Raw genomic sequence first — 18815 nt, 5'->3', positions numbered from 1 at the left:
CCATTATAGAAAAAGCAATGACCACAAAATCAGATAAGAATTGGCAAGAAAAAATAGAAGAAATTGAAGCAGAAATTTATGAGGCTACCCCATTAAATCCTCCTAATAATGCTCAAGGAAGCGTTATTCCTATTATCCAAGGATGGTTTTCTGGCCTACCCACAGGGGGGAAGGTTATTATTAGCGTGTTTGGGGTAATGTTGTTATTTTCCCTTATTAGTACGGTATTTTCTATCCTTAAATCTTTACTCAGTATCCTTGTGATTGGGGTGGTTTTTTATATTGCCTATAAATTTGTTAATAGTAACAGCAAAGAATAATTGATAATGTAATTATTGGCGTTGATGAGTTAAGGTATGATTTCTTGTTGAGGAAGGGAACGGGGAACTGGGAATAGGGAACGGTTATAATATTTAGAAGTCTCAGTTCATTGTGTAATTCAATAATGTTTCATACTCAAAATCAGCAATGCCTAATTAATTATTTAACCATCGTGCCAAAAGCCCGAACTACAAACATTATTATTTGACCATCGGGCTAAAAGCCTGAACTACGAGCAAAAAATGATGTTTCTTAATCATCTGAATTTTATGTAACTTTTTATGACCAAAAAAGCGTTAATATGTGGCATCTCGGGGCAGGATGGAGCTTATTTAGCTCAATTATTATTGGCAAAAGGCTATGAGGTGGCTGGTACTTCGAGGGATGCTCAGATGTCTTCGTTTAAGAATTTAGAGCTGTTAGGTATTAAGGATCAAATTCAGTTGGAATCTATGGCACTGAATGATTTTCGCAGTGTCTTACAAATTTTGATGAAGACTGAGCCTGATGAGGTTTATAATTTGGCAGGACAAAGTTCGGTGGGTTTATCTTTTGAATTGCCTGTGGAAACCTTAGAAAGTATTGCTACGGGTACTTTAAATCTATTGGAAGCCATTCGTTTTACCCATCGCCCTATTAAGTTTTATAATGCTGGTTCGAGTGAGTGTTTTGGAGATATAGGAGTTAAGGCAGCCGATGAGAATACCCCTTTTCGCCCCCGTAGCCCCTATGGGGTAGCAAAGTCAACGGCTTTTTGGCAGGTAGCTAATTATCGAGAGGCTTATGATATTTTTGCTTGTACGGGCATTTTGTTTAATCATGAGTCATCGTTGCGCCCTCGTCGTTTTGTGACTCAAAAAATTATTGATCGGGTGATTGATATTGTGGAAGGTAGGGAGCAGGTTTTATCTTTGGGTAATATTAATATTAGTCGGGATTGGGGTTGGGCCCCTGAGTATGTGGAGGCGATGTATTTAATGTTGCAAGATGATTCCCCCGAAGATTTTGTTATTGCCACAGGGGTTAGTTATAAGTTAGAAGATTTTGTGGCTTGTGCGTTTGCTTATTTTGATTTAGATTGGCAAAAATATGTAGAGTGCGATCGCACTTTATTACGTCCCACTGATTTAGCCTTTAGTCAGGGTAACCCCCAAAAAGCAAAACAAATATTAGGTTGGGAAGCCCAGTATAAAATGCCCGATGTGGTCAAAGGAATGATTGAGGCAAAGATTAATAAATAAAAAAATTGCCTAAATCCTTGACAAAAAAAAATAAATTCGCCATAATAATAAATGTGCTGATTGCGGGTATAGCTCAGTGGTAGAGCGTCACCTTGCCAAGGTGAATGTCGCGCGTTCGAATCGCGTTACCCGCTTGAATAACTAATCTTCTTAAAAGCCGAGGTCTTCTTTGGCTTTTTTTGCTTCTATCTGAAGTGTGTGATCATCCATAGTTTGCCAGTCGGGTTCACCCACCTCCGCATAAAACTGCTGATCGTAGGCTCTCGTCCTCACCACCACGGGCATAGGCACTGCATGACCTAAGACTAAGGCTTGTTGTTTAGAGTCGAGTTTGGCTAAGACAGAACGTAATCCACTCGCTCCCGAAACCCCTGTAAAGATGGCATCAATATCCTTTTCATCATTCAAAAGACAGGTAACCCTAGTTCCCACCTGCGACATTACTTCATTATCAATACCTGAAGGACGTTGATCTACTACTAATAAGGTTACAAAATATTTGCGCATTTCACGGGCGATCGTACCGAAAATGGTTTGATGAACAATTTTAGAATCAAGAAAACGGTGCGCCTCCTCAATGGTAATGACTAAAGGACGGGGTTTATCCATCACATTTTTAGTTTGTAAGAAAGTCTCTGCTTTTTTCACATAAGCACGGTGAATCCTACGGGTAATCATATTCGTCACCAACATATAAGAAAGCATATTACCCTGAGAGCCAAACTCCACTACCACGTGTTTACCGCCGTCAAGAATGCCCAAAATTTCCTCGATATAATTGTGAGGACATACCGACTTCATATACTTCAGACTTTCTAAACGTTTTAACTTCCTCTGAAGTGCCATAATAGAGCCTTTATGTCCTTGTTTTTCATTACAGAAAAGTTCTATATCCTCATTAGTCATGTTGATGAGTTGATAAATCCAATTTCTGCCAAACTCCCCCGCCAAAATATTGGCATTATCTAAACTCGCTTCCGATAAACCTAACTCCCGACTAATGAGGCGTAAATCTTCGATTTCGATTTGGTCATAACTTAAAAATAAATCCCTTGAATTGGGAACACCTCGACGATGGGTAGATTTAGGATCTAGGGTATAAATTTCTACCTCCTTGGGAAATAATTGTCGTAAACCTTTCACCGTCCTTAAGTTTTTTCCTTCGCTGACGGCTTCCCAACCATATTCGGAGTGCATATCAAACATCAAATTAACCGCTGCCTGTTTACGGATAATGCCTGAAATGAGCAACCTAGTTAAAAAAGATTTCCCTGTGCCTGATTTACCAAAAATACCGTTACTACGTTCTACAAAACGATCTAAATCGATACAGATAGGCACTTCCATATCAAGGGGTTTACCGATGGCAAAATTTTTCTTGTGGGGATCGTCTTCCCAACCAAATACCGAGCGAAAATCCTTTTCGGTGGATTCATATACCTGACTAAAGTGGCTGGGGATGGTTTTTACGGGTAGGAGTTTTAATTGAGTGTCAAATTCTCCAAAGGCATTTTTGATGGTGACAGTGTCAGGATTATCGGCTTCAATGCTGTTGTCTATGGTTAACATAAGCATGGGGGCAATTTCGATGGTGCCGTAGGTGTCGCTCCCTGCTAATACTTCTCGCCAAAAATCGTCTTCGGGATCTGGAGGATGGGTAAAGATTCGGGGGGTAGATGTGCCTAGGGATACGTCGGTAAGGAGACAGAAAAATTTTGATCTGCTTCCTTGTACCACTAAGAATTTACCTACCCGCATTTCTTCTACGGATATATCGGGATGTAAGCGCACTTCTAATCCTTCGCTTAATGATCCTTCAATCACTGATCCTAAAGGCTGATTCAATTTTCCAAGTTCTCCGAAAAGTCAATTTTGTCAATTATATTAACTTTTTGTTGGTAAATTTGATCTTAGATGATAATTTTTCCTTGTCTGAGGATTTGCCAATTATCGTTTTGCCATTTTATTACTGTGGATGGGATGGCTTCGGTTATTTTATTTTCATGGTTTAGCACTGCGACGGTGGGAAATTTAAGGGCGATCGCCCCCATATCTGTCAAAGCATCTTCCCCTGATAAATTCGCACTGGTGGTGGCTAAGGGTCCTGTTTGCCGTAAAATTTCTCGGGCAATGGTGTGATTAGGTACTCTTACCCCGATACTGGTGGGGTTTAGGGGGTTCATGGTGACGGGTATTTTAGAGGATGCGGGTAATACCATGGTTAGCGCCCCGGGGAGGTATTTATGGGCCATTTCCTGCCACATTTTTAGCTCTTGATGGCTACCTTCAACATATTCCCATATGTCTGTAATGTCCCCTGTCATGAGAATGAGGGGTTTTTCGAGGGAACGTTGTTTAAGCTCAAAAATTAAGTCTGCCTTTTCGGGGGCAACCCCTAACGCTGGTACGGTATCCGTGGGGAAACTGACTACTTTAAGGGCGATCGCCTTTTGTACTAACTCTGATTGTGAAACAAGAACCATGGGGAAATAATTGATAATGGAAAATGGAGAATTGATAATGAAATTATAATATCAAGCCGTTGTCCCACCGTGTAAACAATTGACAATGAACAATTAAGTCCCACCGTGTAATGAATTACACGGCTAATGGTAGTTCGTTTAATTTATTGAACTAATTGATATTGCTAATTTGTAAGTGATCAAGCGGACTTGATATAAGAGGTTAAGTTGACGGCTCTACTGCTATCTTTTGACAACTAATTTTTGTTGGGAAAGGGGATTAAACCCCTTACTAATAAACAAAAACTACTTAATTTTTTGGTCAATAATTTTTTGCTCTTTGTCAGTCAACTCAGGGGCTTCACCGATCACCTCTCGATACATTTTAAGATAATCCACCGAAGAACGATACCAACTAAAATCTTGACTCATCGCCCTAATTTGTAGTTTTTCCCAAGCATCTTTAAAGCGGAAACCCTCATAAGCCCTAATCATACAAGTATATAAATCCAGAGGCTCATAACGATCAAAACCATAGCCCAAACCCTCTTCATTGGCAGGATCAAAAAATGGTACAGTATCCACTAAACCCCCTGTTTTGCGAACGATAGGAATAGCTCCATAACGCATTGCCAACATCTGACTAATACCGCAAGGCTCAAAACGAGAAGGCATCAAAAAGGCATCAATGCCGCTATATACTCGACGGGAAATGGTTTCATTGTGCAATAGTTGCACAGAAATGCGACCACGATAACGGGCAGAGATTTCCCATAATTGGGTTTCGTAAAAGCGATCGCCCGTACCCAGTATAATTAATTGAGCATCAGTATAAGCCAAAAATCGCTCCAAAGTCTGTAAAACAAGGTCAATACCCTTTTGTTCCACCAAACGAGTCACCATACCAATTAGAAAGGCGTTACGATTGATTTCTAACCCCGACTCCTCCTGTAACCTAACCTTATTTAGACGACGCTTTTCGATAGTTTTAGGGGTAAAGTTTTGCGCGATTAATCTATCAGTGGCAGGGTTATATTTTTCCGTATCAATGCCATTAATAATTCCCCTCGTCTTGCCACTAATCCAAGACAACAAACCGTGTAAATTCTCCCCATACTCAGGAGTCTTAATTTGTGCTGCATAGGTAGGAGAAACAGTATTTACCAAATCTGCAAACTGTAACCCCGCAGCCATGGCATTATCCCCCTGCATATGCCAAGGACACCATGTAATCTGTTCAAGCATTTCACGACCTGGCCCTTGGTAGGCTAAATTATGAATAGTAAACACAGTGCTAATATCAGGAGAATCACTCATCCACACAGGAATCATCCCCGTATGCCAATCATGACAGTGGATAATTTGAGGTTTCCAATAATTCCAAGCAAACTCCGCCGCCCCATTGGCAAAGAAAGTAAAGCGCCAATACTCATCATCACCGCCATAGACACTACGCCCAGAAAAACAAGGATGTCCAAATAGGTAAAGAGGAACATCCGTCTCAGGTAAAACCGTTTCATATACAGCGAACTTTTGAAACATGGCATCTCCCCACCACACAGGCTCGGTGGGAATATCCACTTTATCAGGCAAAAAGCCATAATAGGGCATAATTATCCTAACATCATGACCTAATTTTCTTAATACTTTTGGTAATGCCCCAACAACATCTCCCATACCCCCAACCTTTGCTATGGGTGACGCTTCCGCTGCCACAAATAAAATTCGCATAGTGATTCAGACTAGATGTGATTTCTTGATTGACTAGGGTGATTGTGACATAATCTTTGCACCTATGCCAAATTATTTTGGCGTTGTCGATTTTTACGAGGATTTTTCATCGAGATGGGCAATAGGCAATGGGCAACAGATAATCATCATTCATTATCGGTATTGCTTAATTATGGTATGAAATATGATTGAAAGACACTAGAAACTGAGGCATCAAAATATTATCACCATTGCCCGTTCCCCGTTCCCTATTCCCTGCTTAAACAAGAAATTATATCTAAAGTCAGCAACGCCTCAATTATCAATTATTCAACTGTCTGAAACCTAACACTTAAACTCTTTGCCTAATTATTCGATTCCAATTTCGTTGGTACGTTTGTATTGACGATAAGCGGCAAAAAATAATCCTAATAAGGTAACGGGAATTAGTCCGATGACAATCCCTAATAATAAAGGCTCTACCATTTTTTTCTCCTAGGTTGTTAACTTTTTTTAACTATAGATACTACTATATCATTGAGTTTGATACTGATTTAGATCAAATTCTTTCTCCATAAAGCTAAAGTTTACTGCCATTCTTCGGTTAGGGTGCGAAAATCAAAATCTGATACCCTAGAATGACATTCAACACAACTGGTGTGACTGACAGGGGAAGGCACTTCAACCCCCGGATGGAGGGCGAAAAAGTACCGGGATTGGGCGATAAATTTTGGTTCGGTTTCGTTGACGGAAATGGGGCGAGAATAGGTACTTAAATACTGCCACATTAATACTTGATTAAAACGGATTATTCCTTCTAGTCTGGTGCCGTAGTGGTTGAGGGGGTTTTCGAGGATGGTTTTCCATGTTTCGGTGGGTAAGACGGCGGGGGGTATGGCAATATGACAGGTGGAGCAGTTTTCAAGATAAATTTCTTTTCCTACTCTATGTCTCTCGGCAACCATATCTACAGATTTTGTACCTATGGGATTTGCCATTGCTTTGGTGGTAATACTGCCCATGATGATACTCCAACTAATGGTTACTATGGAGATTAAGATCAATATATATCTTTTTCTATCTTTGTCTGGTTTCATGGGGCGATCGCACTTTACTTTTGCAAAATAATAAACGTTTATCTATCATAACCTCCGTTGGGGATAATAGTTGTCAATGGGGAGAAGGGAACAGGGAACAGAGAACGGGGAACAGGCAATAGGTAATAGGCAAAAGACAAAAGATAATAATTAATTGTCCATTGTCCATTGTCCATTGTTAATTATCTTGAACAGTTTTATCCTAATTATTAAAATAATTAACTATCTCTTGTGCGATCATTTCAGTACCATTTTTCCTTAACTTTTCATTCGTTAAAGGAGGATTTAATTCTTGTTTCAAAAAAGTCCAATCAGACTCAAAAAATTGTTCATTATTTAATACTTGATGATAGCTATATTTTTTTAAACCATCCATTAATAAAGGAGTTTCCGCAAATCCTAAACGATCTAAAACCACTAACGGTAAATCCAATCTCATGGCTTCGGCGAAGGTACTATAACCAGGTTTAGTCATAATTCTGCCACACAAGGGCATAAAATCTACGGGACGAAGGTAAGTATCTGTTATCTTTAATAAATTGGGTAAATCGGGAGCATTTTTGTCAAAGGAAATGAATTGCCAGTCAGGAAAAAGGGCTAAATTATGATAGGGAATTGATTGTAATCCTAGCCCTCCAAAACTTAATAAAATTGTTTTTTCTTTTGGCTTATGAATGTTAAATTTATTCCTTAATTCTTGTTCCAAATAACGAGGATTACCCCCCGTTAATCCCATATCTTCCTTATGGTTAAAACTACTCATTTCTTCGTGCATGGGTAGGCGTAAGAGGCGATCGCACTGACCATAACAAGACTCTAACCATGATACAATGGGCTTAAAATCATCCCCCCAAGGACGATAAATAAAATCCCAGCCAAAATTACTCATCATCCAACAAGGAATCCCAGCTTTTTTGGCAATTTCTGTCACCATAGCAGGAATATCAGCAAATATAAGAGATACCCCATTAAGATTAATAAACTCTACCTCCCCCGCCACAATTTGCCCCTGACGTTGCCGAAAATCATTCATCTTTTCCAGGGTAGCCCCCAAATCCATCTGAATACTATCCCGCTGAATTACCCCAATATCAAACGCCCGAGGGCGATATATAAAATCACCTTCAATGTATGATTCTAACAACCAACGGGGCGCCGTCGTCACCATTACCAACAAAATTTCAGGGTTTATCCTTTGCACCGCAGCCGCCACCGAAGCCATGCGCACACAATGCCCAAAACCATGATTCGTTATCGCACAATATAATACAGGCCGTGACATAAATAAAAATTAAATCATTGACAGCAAATCTTATCCCATGGGAAATAATTATTTCTTTGTTTTTACTCCCAATTTTCTGAAAACTTTATCCATAAAAGTTGGGGGAGGGTTATAGGGTTTAGGTTTGCCTACCAATTTTGGCATCTTTTCAGGTTCATGTAAATAACGATAATGCAAGAAAATATCTCGATAGGGAAAATCAAGGTTTTCCCCTGCACATACCCTCGTAAAAACACTAGCAGGAATTCCTATGTAGTGCAGATAAGTTAGTCTAATTCCTTTGTCATATAAAAGATTGTTTTTATACTCAAAATGGGGAGAAGTTACGGCATTTCCTGTTATTTCTTCGGGGGGTAATTCAAGGGCGAAGTTATATTTTTGAAGATCAGTTATCATCGTCATGTAATTAAGAATAGTTTGATCAGGGGCCCAAGGATAAATTATTTCAGAGTCTTGATTTGCTATTTTTTGAATTGTATATTTTCTAAAATCTTGACTAAATAAACCTTTTTTTGAACCATAAAATCCAGAACAAAAAATATCAGATTTAATTCTTTCTTCAGGAAAAACTGTGAATAATTGAGGAGAGTTTATATTATATACATGAGATGGATCTTTATGTTGAAAATCATAAACTACAAAATCATACTCTGACAGCTTCTCAAAAATATAATCAAGGGAGTTCAAAATTAAGATGTCTGCGTCACAATAAATAAACTCAGAAAATATACTATGATCATCGAACCCACAAAATCTAGCATGAGTTCCTAATCTGTGAAAATCAAAAATCCCCTTTTTTTCCCAAGTTTTAGTGGCTAATGGGTTACTTTTCCAGACTTTGATTGCAAAATCCTTCCATTCATCTAAAATACTTTTATTATCAAATAATTCAACATTATCTCTTTTTTCAATTTCCTTTTTTACTTTTAAAGTGCGATCGTCATAAGGAATAACACAAACAGGAATATTTTTTCCATAATTAATTTCAATACTATTTAAGAGGGCAATTAATTGATCAAAAACAACATCATTCGCTAATGTATAAATACCTTTCATGAGAATTACTTTTTATTTATTTTATATTATATTGCTCTAATATTTCTGGAAAATATTTATTAATAATATCGCTATAATAGAACATTACTCTATCTTTAACAAAATGATCTGGTAGTTTTTCAATAATATTTATTTTATTTTCATTTCTATTTTCATGTCTAGTTAGTAAAGTATTAGGATTTATCTTTAGAAATTTAGCTATTTTAATATTAGAATGGTTCAGTTCATTAGTTCTTAACAAAAGACAATGATTCTTACATATATTTCCTAAAAATTCTCAATTTATTGATATTTTTTTACTAACAAATAAAAGGTAAGTAATACTATGATCACTTACCCTTAAAATTATATAGTTTTTATTTAATTTTATCCTCTATGGTGCGAGCGCATTTCCACGCAACAGACTACCGATGGTTTTAGCAGTAATCTTGAGTTGAGTTAAAGGATTGGCAGGTACTACGGTTTTGTAAAGGTAGCTATCGAAGGTAATTTTTTGTACATCGATGTCGGCGCACATTTCCACGAAGGCTTCACGGGTGGCATCACTACGATAGAAGACTCTTTGTAAGATGTCTAATACTAAATAGGTAGCACCGTATTGTTTATCCCAACGTTTGAGGTAGGTTTTTAAATCTGCTTCGGTGGGTACTTTTTGACCGTTGTTGCTAGTTTCCACAATCACTTCAGCGCACATTCTAGCGCTCTTAGCGGCGAAATAGATACCTTCCCCAGAAGATTTGGTAACAGTACCTGCGGCATCACCCACAAGGGCTACTCTACCGACTACACGGCGAGGGCGAGGATGTTCGGGGATGGGGTGCGCTTCTACTTTGATGATTTCGCCACCTTCTAGGCGTTTGGCGGCTCTTTGACGGATACCTGCTTGTAAGTCTTTGATCATGGCTTTGTTGACTTTCATGGTACCTGTACCCACAGCAACGTGATCATATTTGGGGAATACCCAAGCATAAAAGTCGGGGGATACATCGTTACCTACATACATTTCGGCTAATTCTTCGTAGTAGGCCATTTTGTCTTCGGGGAGTTTGATTCTTTCCTGGAAGGCGATCGCATAGTTATAGTCCCCTGCATCAATGGCTTTGGCGATACGAGAGTTGGCACCATCAGCACCAATAACAAGATCAACTTTAAGGGTTTTCATTTCCCCTTGGGCGCTACCATTGGAATGATCCGCATAATGAAGGGTATAGGGATCATTGTCGTTGCCTGGAATGTCTAATTGATATACGGTGCCATTGATGAGGTTTGCCCCTAGTTTGGCGGCGCGATCGCGCATAAACCCATCTAAAACTTCACGGCGACACATTCCAATGTATTCGTTATCTTTGAGAGTTTGACCGATGTTTACTTCAATATTAGAAGGGGAAATCATCTTCATCTTACGTACTCGACGATCAATGATTTCGGGAGGTAAATCAAACTCATCAACCATACATAGAGGAATAGCACCGCCACAAGGTTTAGCGTTATCTAGTTTTCTTTCAAACAAATAGGTTTCGATACCCGCTTTTGCTAAAATCTCGGCTGCTGAAGATCCAGAAGGTCCACCGCCTACTACTGCTACCCGAATTGTCACGGTATTCTTGCTCCTAAAATTTATATTTTTTATAAATTGCTTGTTCTATCTATTATAAAAAGGTAAGGGACAATGTCCCCCCTTTGAGAAAATTTTTCCATATTGCAACAGTCCTTAACAAAGAAAGCAATATTTCTTAATATTTCTCATGTTAGGGCAATAGGGAATGGGCAATGATTTTTTGGGGCGTTGCTGATTTTAGGTATGATTTAGGCAGAGAACAGGGAATAGGCAACGGTGAGAATATATGTTTTCACATCTCGATGTCTAATATCATTTAATTATATTTCACACGATAATCAAGCAACGCCTTTTTTACCCGTACTTTCACCATAAAACATTCTAACTGTCAATTGTTCATTGTCAATTGTCAATTATTAACTATATCGATCCAATAATGCTTGTAAACCGCCCTGAAAACCTGAACCCACAGCATTAATACGCCAATCGCCGTCTTGATTATATAATTCCGCCATGATAACGGCAGTTTCTACAGAAAAATCTTCGCTCAAGTCGTAGCGTAAAACCTCCTCTTTGGTTTGTACATCCACTAGGCGGATATAGGCGTTATTCACCTGACCAAAATTTTGTTTTCTTTTATCGGCTTCATAGATGGTAACGGTGATAACAACTTTTTTGACTTCGGGGGGGATTTTCCTTAAGTCAACAATTAAGCCTTCGTCATCTCCTTCCCCTTCCCCTGTGCGGTTATCTCCTAAAAGTTTAACGGATTGATCTGGATCTGGACTAACTAAGTTATTGTAAAAAATGAAATGTTTATCAGAGATAATCTTTTCATTAGTCCCTAGGAGGAAAAGTGAGACATCTAGGTCAAAATCTCCTCCCGTATCGGTAACGTTAACATCCCAACCTAATCCGATAAATCCAGCGACGAGACTAGGTGCTACTTTAGATAATGAAATTCTTTGTCCTTTTTCCAGTGAAATAGTCATAACTTATGAAATTTAGTGATATTGTTAGTCAATTATCCCCTGACAACCATAGTTTAAACGATAATCCTGACCTTAATCCTGAAATTATTTGTATTACGAGGATTCAAGAGACGATCGCCCATAGCCTCAGTTATATTGAGGGCAATAAATTTGCCAAAATGGTGGCTACCACTGCCGCCGATGCTCTTATTTTACCATTAGATAAATCTTTACAGGAACAAGCCACCCAAAGGGGCATTGCATGGCTATCCTCAAAACAACCTCGTCTCACCTTTGCTCGGGCGATCGCCCTTTTTTATCAACCCTACAAACCCTCTTCCGGGATACATCCCCGGGCGGTGATTAGTGAGGGAGTGATTATGGGCAAAAATGTTGCCATTGGTGCTAATGCGGTGATTAGTGAGGGAGTAAAATTAGGGAATGATGTGGTTATCCATCCTAATGTGGTGGTTTATCCTCAATGTGTTATCGGCGATCGCACCGAACTCCATAGTAACTGTAGCATCCATGAAAGAACCCACATGGGTTCAGATTGTGTAATCCATAGCGGGGCGGTAATTGGAGCAGAAGGATTTGGATTTGTTCCCATACCTCAGGGCTGGTATAAAATGCCCCAATCAGGTTATGTCATCCTAGAAGATGGAGTAGAAATAGGGTGTAATAGTACAATAGATCGCCCTGCCTTGGGAACTACAAAAATTGGTAAAAATACTAAGTTAGATAACCTTGTCCATGTGGGCCATAATTGTCAGATAGGGGAAAACTGCGCCTTTGCAGGGCAAGTAGGTTTGGCAGGGGGAGTAGAAATCGGTAATAGGGTTATTTTAGGAGGGCAAGTGGGAGTAGCTAATCAAGCCGTCATCGGTGATGGGGCAACGGCCACAGCTCAAACGGGAATTTCTAGTAGTGTTAAGGCAGGGGACATCGTTTCTGGTACACCTTCGATGCCCCATAGTCTCTACTTAAAATTAGCAGCCCTTTATAAACATATTCCCGAAATGTATAAACTTCATCGCACCTTGAAAAAAAATCTTTAGATAAAGTGCTAATGGGGAATTTGTCAAGCCATTTTTAGGACACAATGTAAATGAATAAATTATGAAATTATTGGTATTGAGTAATGGTCATGGAGAAGATACCATTGCCGTTAAAATCATCAAGGAATTACAGTTAATAGAGCCAGAAATGGTCATCGCCTCTTTACCCCTAGTGGGGGAAGGATTTGCCTACACTCAAGCTAATATACCCATTATTGCCCCCGTAAAACAGATGCCCTCAGGAGGATTTGTTTATATGGACAAAAAACAACTCTGGGGGGATATGAAACAAGGATTGATACAACTGACTATTGCTCAATATCAAGCCATCAAAAAATGGGCTAAGGGTGGGGGAAAAATATTGGCAGTGGGGGATATATTACCCTGTGTGTTTGCTTGGTTAAGTGGCGCTGAATTTAGCTTTGTACCTACGGCAAAATCTGAGTATTTCTGGAAAGATGAGGGGGGATGGTTACCCCATACCAATGGATTAGATCGTTTTTTTGGTAGTGTTTTTTATCCTTGGGAAAGATGGTTAATGAGTCATTCCCGTTGTCGGGGGGTATTTCCTCGAGATACCATCACCGCCCATAGTTTAGCCCAACGGCATATTAACGCTTTGGATGTGGGTAATCCCATGATGGATGGTATTGCTGATCATCATTTTAATCTGGAATTTGATCCCTATGAAAATCATTTAAAAATAGTGCTTTTACCAGGTTCGAGGATGCCCGAAGCCCTTGACAATTGGCAACTTATTCTTCGGGCTGTGGATTGTCTTTTAGAATCAATGGATTATCAATTTTTATTTCTAGGTGCGATCGCCCCTTCCCTACCCCTCGAACCATTTATAGAATCCCTTAATTCTTCATGGCGCCTCCGTAAAACCCAACAAAAACCCTTACCCATCAGGGATCAAAAAATAGTGAACTTTCAAGCAAAACAAGGTACATTAATTATTAGTCAGAGTGCCTATGCCGATTGTCTTCATTATGGCGACATGGCGATCGCCATGGCAGGGACAGCCACAGAGCAATTTATCGGACTAGGAAAAAGTGCCATAACCATTATCGGTAAAGGACCACAATTTAATCGTCAATTTGCCCAAAATCAAAGTTATCTGCTCGGAGATTCCATCAATGTATTAGAGAAACCAGAAGAAATAGTAAATAAAATAAAAAAAACCTTAGAAAATCCAGACTATTGGCAATTAGTAGCCGAAAATGGAAAAAAAAGAATGGGAAATCAGGGGGCATCTCGCAAAATCGCTCACCACTTAATCAATCAATTAATGTAAACGAAAAATCATGATTATGGACATCAAAGAATTAATCGAAAGATATGAAAACGGAGAAACCAACTTTGAAAAATTAGATCTCCATGGTCAAATTTTCAATGGTAATCTTAACTTGAGTCGTGCTAACCTCAAGGAATCTGATTTAAGTGGGGTAGAATTTGTTAACTGCTCATTGATTGAAACCAATCTTAAGGGTTGTAACCTTCAAAATGCCACCCTTCAAGGAGATATGACAGGCATCAACTTAATTACCTCTAACTTGACTCAAAGTAATCTTTCTAAATCTAACCTTACCGATGCTAGTTTACGGGCGGCCAATCTCACGGAGTCTAATTTGAGTGAGTCAAAATTAATTTATGCCCTTCTCCATGATTCCATCCTTAAGGATGCTAATTTAACTAAAGCCCAGATGACAAACTGTCTTTTGAGTCGGGCTAATTTGAGCGGTGCTAATCTTCAGGGAGCAAATTTACAGGGTTGTAACCTCACCAATGCCCTATTACTTAATACTAATTTGGAGGGGGCTAATCTTTCTTTTGCTCAGTTGAATAGTGTTAATGCGGTGGGTATTAATGCCACGAAAACGAATTTTAGTCATGCTAATTTGAGCGCTGGTAATTTTGCTAGTGGGGTTTTTCTTAGTGCTAATTTGACTGATGCCATGGTGACTTGGGTGAGTTTACGTAGTGCTGATTTTTCTAAGGCAAATTTTTCGGGAGCTAAGTTATCATGGTCTAATTTTATGAGGGCGAATCTGACTAATGCTAATTTGATTGATGCTCAAACTAATAATACTAATTTTGAAGGGGCTATCCTTGATGGGGTGGTTTTAAATTAATCTGCTGGATAATTTTACTCTGCATTACTTTTATTCCCTCAATACCTAATTAGGGTTTGTTGAAAAAGTGGAGTCGTCAGGGCGGGGAATAGGTAATGGTTTTTGCTCTTTAACTGTGTTTTTGCAAAAAAAAACATTATTTTTCTGTATTTTTTGATGGTTATAATGTGTTCAAATACTTGATATGTCTAGTTTATAATTCATTCAGAAGACCCTAATTATGGTTCGTTTAAAATCTTGGCAATGGTTTATTTTGGCTACCCCCGCGCTGGTGATGGTGTTATTTTTTGTGGTGGCTACGGGGTTACAGATTCATCGGTGGGGTATAAATTGGATTTGGGCAATATTTGTGGTGTTGTTTGTGGGGTGGCGTTGGCTGTTGGTAAGGTGGACTAAGCCTTTGATGCCTAGTGTGGAAAGTGCGATCGCCTCTGCCCAAGAAAGTTTAAATAATCGTTCTTCTTTTGATAATAATGATCCTGAAATTTTAACAAAACTTGAATCCGCTTTACAAAAGGTTATCCAAGAAAGCAAAGATGATCCTCCTTTGTGGGAAGATTTTCAACTTTTTTTCCAACGTTGTCAAGATTTGGTACAGGCGATCGCCCTTATTTATTATCCTGAAGAAAAATATCCCCTCCTCAATATTTACATACCCCAAGCATACAGTTTAATTAGAGGGACGGTGGATGATATGGATAAATGGATGAATCAATTATCCCCTGCCCTCAATCAAGTGTCCATTGCCCAAGGTTATCAGGGTTATCAACTATATCGTAAACTAGAACCCTCTGCCCGAAAATTAATCAAGGTATGGAATTGGGCGCAATGGGTGCTTAATCCTGCGGTGGCGGTGACTAAAATCGCCAGTAATACCACTACCCAACAGGCTAACCAAGAGTTATTAATTAATCTGAGTCAAATTTTAAGGGAAGTTGCCCTGAGTAATCTTGCTAGGCAAACGGCCTTGTTATACGGTAATGAAAGTTTATCCCTCGATAAGTTTGTTTCCCCTCAAAAAAGCCTTCCTAGCACCAATACTAAAACTTTACAGGAGATTCTTTCTGAGTCTCAAACCCCCGAACAAATTGAGCAAAAACCTGTTAATATTTTGTTAGTTGGTAGGACGGGAGCAGGAAAAAGTAGTTTAATTAATACTTTGTTTAATGCCCATACTGCAGAAGTTGATCTTTTACCTAGCACTACGGATATTAAAAGTTATCAATGGAAAGCTAACACGGGAGAGCAATTAAATCTTCTTGATACCCCCGGTTATGAGCAGATAAATCGCCCTGAATATCAAGAAAAGGTGTTGGATTATGCCCGTCATGGGGATATTGTTTTGCTACTTAATCCAGCCCTTGATCCTGCTTTACAAATGGATCGAGATTTTTTGGTTAAACTACGGGAGAATGCCCAAGATATTCCTATTTTTACTATTGTTACTCAAGTTGATCGTTTACGCCCTGTGCGTGAGTGGCAACCCCCCTATGATTGGCAAGAGGGAAATAAACCTAAGGAGGTTTCTATTCGGGAGGCGTTGAGGTATCGTCAGGAAAATTTAGGCTCGTTTTGTGAGGAGGTTTTACCTGTGGTTACTGCTAGTTATGGTGATGTTGTTCGAGAGTCTTGGTATGATAATATTTTAGCTATTCATATTCTAAGGGCGATCGCCCCTGCTAAACAAATTCGTTTGGCTCGTTTTTTCCGTAACCTAGAGGCTAAAAGCACGGCGGCGGCAAAGATTATTGATAAATATACCCTACAAATGGCGACAACCCAAGGATTAACAGCGCTACTTAAAAGCCCTGTACTACAGTTTATCTCTACTTTAACCACCGGTTCACCCCAATTAGCTTATATCCTTGCGCAAAGAATACCTGTTGAGCAATTACCGTTGGTGATTGGTAAGTTACAACTTGCCTATGATTTATTTTCTCTATTGGCTGAGGATAAACAATCTTTTGATTTACTTTCTTTATGGACTATTTTAATCGAAAATAATGGCACTCCTGATCAAGAAGCATGGGCTTTAGGTCATGGTTTAGTGGAATTTTGGACAAAAAATTTGACTTTTAATCAGTTTAAACAACGTTATCAATATTATCTTACCCAATGGACAATTGACAATTAACAATTAACAATGCACAATTAATAGACTTGTTGTGAATTAAATATCTACGTATCTTAAACCCTTATCAAATAAGAACGAAATTTGGCACAAAACCTATTTCGCAATAACTCAAATAATATTGATCAAAATCTGATAATTTGTTACTAATAATCATTATATTTTTTTACTTTTAAATAATGGCAATTTTACCTTCAAAATTAATTTTAGAACCCCTATTAAAAACTTGGTTATTGGAAGATATTGGCAGGGGTGATCGCACCACAAATGCCATATTCACCGAAGAAAATAGCCACCAAAAAGCCTACTGGCTATTAAAAGAAGATGGAGTAATAGCAGGTTTACCCATAGCAAAAATGGTGTTTCAATTATTAGATGAAAAGCTATTATTCACTGAACAAATAGAAGAAGGTAAATATTATTTAGCGGGGACAAAATTAGTAACCATGGCAGGAAAAATGGATGCCTTATTAACAGGAGAAAGGGTAGCCCTAAACCTCGTAATGCACCTTAGTGGCATCGCCACCATGACGAGAAAATATGTAGAAGCCATTGCCCATTATCCCACCCAATTAGTAGATACCCGTAAAACTACCCCAGGTTTAAGAATTTTAGAAAAATATGCCACCCAGATAGGCGGCGCCATCAACCATCGCATGGGTTTAGATGATGCGGTGATGATAAAAGATAATCATATCGAAGCGGCGGGAAGTATTGCAAGGGCGATCGCCCTTATTCGTGGTAATATACCTTATCCCCTTACCATCGAGGTAGAAACCAATAACCTTGAACAAGTCCAAGAGGCGATCGAACATCAAGCTAATATTATTATGTTAGATAACATGACCATTGCCCAGATGAAACAAGCCGTCACTATTATTAGACAAAGTAATCAAAACATCAAAATAGAAGCATCTGGCAACGTTACCCTTGACAATATTCAACAAATAGCCCAAACAGGTATTGATTTTATTTCCACTAGCGCCACCATCACTCGCGCCCCTTGGTTAGACTTAAGCATGAAATTTTAAAGTAAAGTTTTGATCACATTTATTTAACATCTCAGAGGATTACGTTAAGATAAAGTTAAGGTTTGGTTAAGGATTGATTAATCCAAGATTAACTTTTCAACGTAAATAAGTACCATAGAGGTTAAATGATGAAAAATCTTCCCACAACTTCCCGAGATGATTTTCTATTCCCCAAAACCCCTTATCACGGGCAAGATTATTTACAGGGATTTCTTTTTAACAGCAACTTACAAGAATTTACCCATCGAGTCGGTTATATTTCCGCCCTCCATAGCAATGGGAAACTATCATCCCAACAAGCCTATCATTATATTGAACAACTTTGGGACAAAATAGAACTTTCACCCCCAAAACCCTGGCGCTCATCAAAATAGGTATAAGTACAACCATTTTCTTTCCAATAATCTCTTAAGTCATGGTGAGGAGTATGCAAACTTGCTTTGGCTTGATAGAGAATTACTTTGCGATGATTACCGATTAAGACTCTTTTACTCGAATCAACGGTGATGAGTGTGCCTCCTAATACTCTGATAAAAGTTTCAAATCTTTCTATCATCGAATATTCCACCGTTTCAAGAATAAAAAAACTTCCGCTACAAATAAGATGTTTACTTTTTATCCATGTTTGCAGTTTACGAATTGCTGTGGATTGACTAATTTTTTTATCCTTATTCGAGACTCTCATTATAATACGTTCAGTTTCAAAAAAAATGCTTGGAGACTATAATCTAGTTAACAAAAAACAGGATAACCAATAATTAA

General features: G+C 38.7%; 18 protein-coding genes and 1 tRNA gene. 9 read left to right on the top strand and 10 right to left on the bottom strand.

The window, feature by feature from the left end:
- Positions 1-17: 17 nt before the first annotated feature.
- The 3 genes from IQ215_RS03135 to IQ215_RS03125 all read left to right on the top strand — a co-directional run bounded on the left by IQ215_RS03135 (position 18) and on the right by IQ215_RS03125 (position 1696).
- Entirely contained in the window at positions 18-320 is a 303-nt protein-coding gene (locus IQ215_RS03135) for a hypothetical protein (protein WP_193799866.1), read from the top strand.
- Positions 321-602: 282 nt separating this feature from the next.
- Positions 603-1562, top strand: coding sequence for a GDP-mannose 4,6-dehydratase (locus IQ215_RS03130; protein WP_193799865.1), 960 nt, complete (start codon positions 603-605; stop codon positions 1560-1562).
- Positions 1563-1624: 62 nt separating this feature from the next.
- Positions 1625-1696: transfer RNA gene (locus IQ215_RS03125), tRNA-Gly, on the top strand.
- 16 nt (positions 1697-1712) lie between these two features.
- Here the strand turns inward: IQ215_RS03125 and IQ215_RS03120 are convergent.
- The 9 genes from IQ215_RS03120 to IQ215_RS03080 form a co-directional block, all read right to left on the bottom strand.
- Positions 1713-3407 (bottom strand): helicase HerA domain-containing protein, encoded by a 1695-nt coding sequence (locus IQ215_RS03120; RefSeq protein ID WP_193799864.1) that lies wholly within the window; start codon positions 3405-3407, stop codon positions 1713-1715.
- A 65-nt stretch (positions 3408-3472) separates the two neighbouring features.
- Entirely contained in the window at positions 3473-4045 is a 573-nt protein-coding gene (locus IQ215_RS03115; RefSeq protein WP_193799863.1) for an L-threonylcarbamoyladenylate synthase, read from the bottom strand.
- A gap of 285 nt (positions 4046-4330) precedes the next feature.
- Complete coding sequence (glgA, locus tag IQ215_RS03110; protein ID WP_193799862.1) at positions 4331-5755, bottom strand: glycogen synthase GlgA; 1425 nt, start codon at positions 5753-5755, stop codon at positions 4331-4333.
- A 348-nt stretch (positions 5756-6103) separates the two neighbouring features.
- Positions 6104-6220 carry a cytochrome b6-f complex subunit V gene (gene petG, locus IQ215_RS03105; protein ID WP_015221511.1) on the bottom strand — a complete coding sequence of 39 codons (117 nt, stop codon included), beginning with the start codon at positions 6218-6220 and terminating at the stop codon, positions 6104-6106.
- 101 nt (positions 6221-6321) lie between these two features.
- The gene (locus tag IQ215_RS03100; protein WP_193799861.1) at positions 6322-6831 is read right to left on the bottom strand and encodes a dihem cytochrome c family protein; all 510 of its coding nucleotides are present in this window, start codon (positions 6829-6831) and stop codon (positions 6322-6324) included.
- Between the two features lie 202 nt (positions 6832-7033).
- The gene (locus IQ215_RS03095; protein ID WP_193799860.1) at positions 7034-8113 is read right to left on the bottom strand and encodes a glycosyl transferase; all 1080 of its coding nucleotides are present in this window, start codon (positions 8111-8113) and stop codon (positions 7034-7036) included.
- 48 nt (positions 8114-8161) lie between these two features.
- Entirely contained in the window at positions 8162-9169 is a 1008-nt protein-coding gene (locus IQ215_RS03090; protein ID WP_193799859.1) for an Npun_R2821/Npun_R2822 family protein, read from the bottom strand.
- Between the two features lie 373 nt (positions 9170-9542).
- Positions 9543-10766 carry a geranylgeranyl reductase gene (gene chlP / locus IQ215_RS03085; RefSeq protein WP_193799858.1) on the bottom strand — a complete coding sequence of 408 codons (1224 nt, stop codon included), beginning with the start codon at positions 10764-10766 and terminating at the stop codon, positions 9543-9545.
- Positions 10767-11143: 377 nt separating this feature from the next.
- Complete coding sequence (locus IQ215_RS03080) at positions 11144-11719, bottom strand: TerD family protein (protein ID WP_193799857.1); 576 nt, start codon at positions 11717-11719, stop codon at positions 11144-11146.
- Positions 11720-11724: 5 nt separating this feature from the next.
- On the opposite strand from IQ215_RS03080, the gene lpxD reads away from it, so the two are divergent.
- The 6 genes from lpxD (at position 11725) to IQ215_RS14545 (ending at position 18427) form a co-directional block, all read left to right on the top strand.
- A complete protein-coding gene (lpxD, locus tag IQ215_RS03075; protein WP_193799856.1) occupies positions 11725-12756 on the top strand; it encodes a UDP-3-O-(3-hydroxymyristoyl)glucosamine N-acyltransferase in 1032 nt (343 codons plus the stop codon).
- Between the two features lie 61 nt (positions 12757-12817).
- The gene (locus IQ215_RS03070; RefSeq protein WP_193799855.1) at positions 12818-14053 is read left to right on the top strand and encodes a lipid-A-disaccharide synthase-related protein; all 1236 of its coding nucleotides are present in this window, start codon (positions 12818-12820) and stop codon (positions 14051-14053) included.
- A gap of 16 nt (positions 14054-14069) precedes the next feature.
- Complete coding sequence (locus tag IQ215_RS03065; RefSeq protein ID WP_193799854.1) at positions 14070-14891, top strand: pentapeptide repeat-containing protein; 822 nt, start codon at positions 14070-14072, stop codon at positions 14889-14891.
- A gap of 220 nt (positions 14892-15111) precedes the next feature.
- Positions 15112-17025: a GTPase family protein gene (locus IQ215_RS03060; protein WP_193799853.1), complete on the top strand. Its 1914-nt coding sequence runs from the start codon at positions 15112-15114 to the stop codon at positions 17023-17025.
- A gap of 182 nt (positions 17026-17207) precedes the next feature.
- Complete coding sequence (gene nadC / locus IQ215_RS03055; protein WP_347239015.1) at positions 17208-18053, top strand: carboxylating nicotinate-nucleotide diphosphorylase; 846 nt, start codon at positions 17208-17210, stop codon at positions 18051-18053.
- A 125-nt stretch (positions 18054-18178) separates the two neighbouring features.
- Positions 18179-18427: a DUF7219 family protein gene (locus IQ215_RS14545; RefSeq protein WP_431355517.1), complete on the top strand. Its 249-nt coding sequence runs from the start codon at positions 18179-18181 to the stop codon at positions 18425-18427.
- On the opposite strand, the gene IQ215_RS03050 is transcribed toward IQ215_RS14545, so the two are convergent.
- Entirely contained in the window at positions 18361-18738 is a 378-nt protein-coding gene (locus tag IQ215_RS03050; protein ID WP_193799851.1) for a hypothetical protein, read from the bottom strand. The two genes, IQ215_RS14545 and IQ215_RS03050, sit on opposite strands and share 67 nt — an antisense overlap.
- Positions 18739-18815: the final 77 nt, after the last annotated feature.

Source organism: Cyanobacterium stanieri LEGE 03274, assembly GCF_015207825.1.
Classification (GTDB): Bacteria; Cyanobacteriota; Cyanobacteriia; order Cyanobacteriales; family Cyanobacteriaceae; genus Cyanobacterium; species Cyanobacterium stanieri_B.
This window is presented reverse-complemented; position numbering and strand designations above follow the sequence as displayed.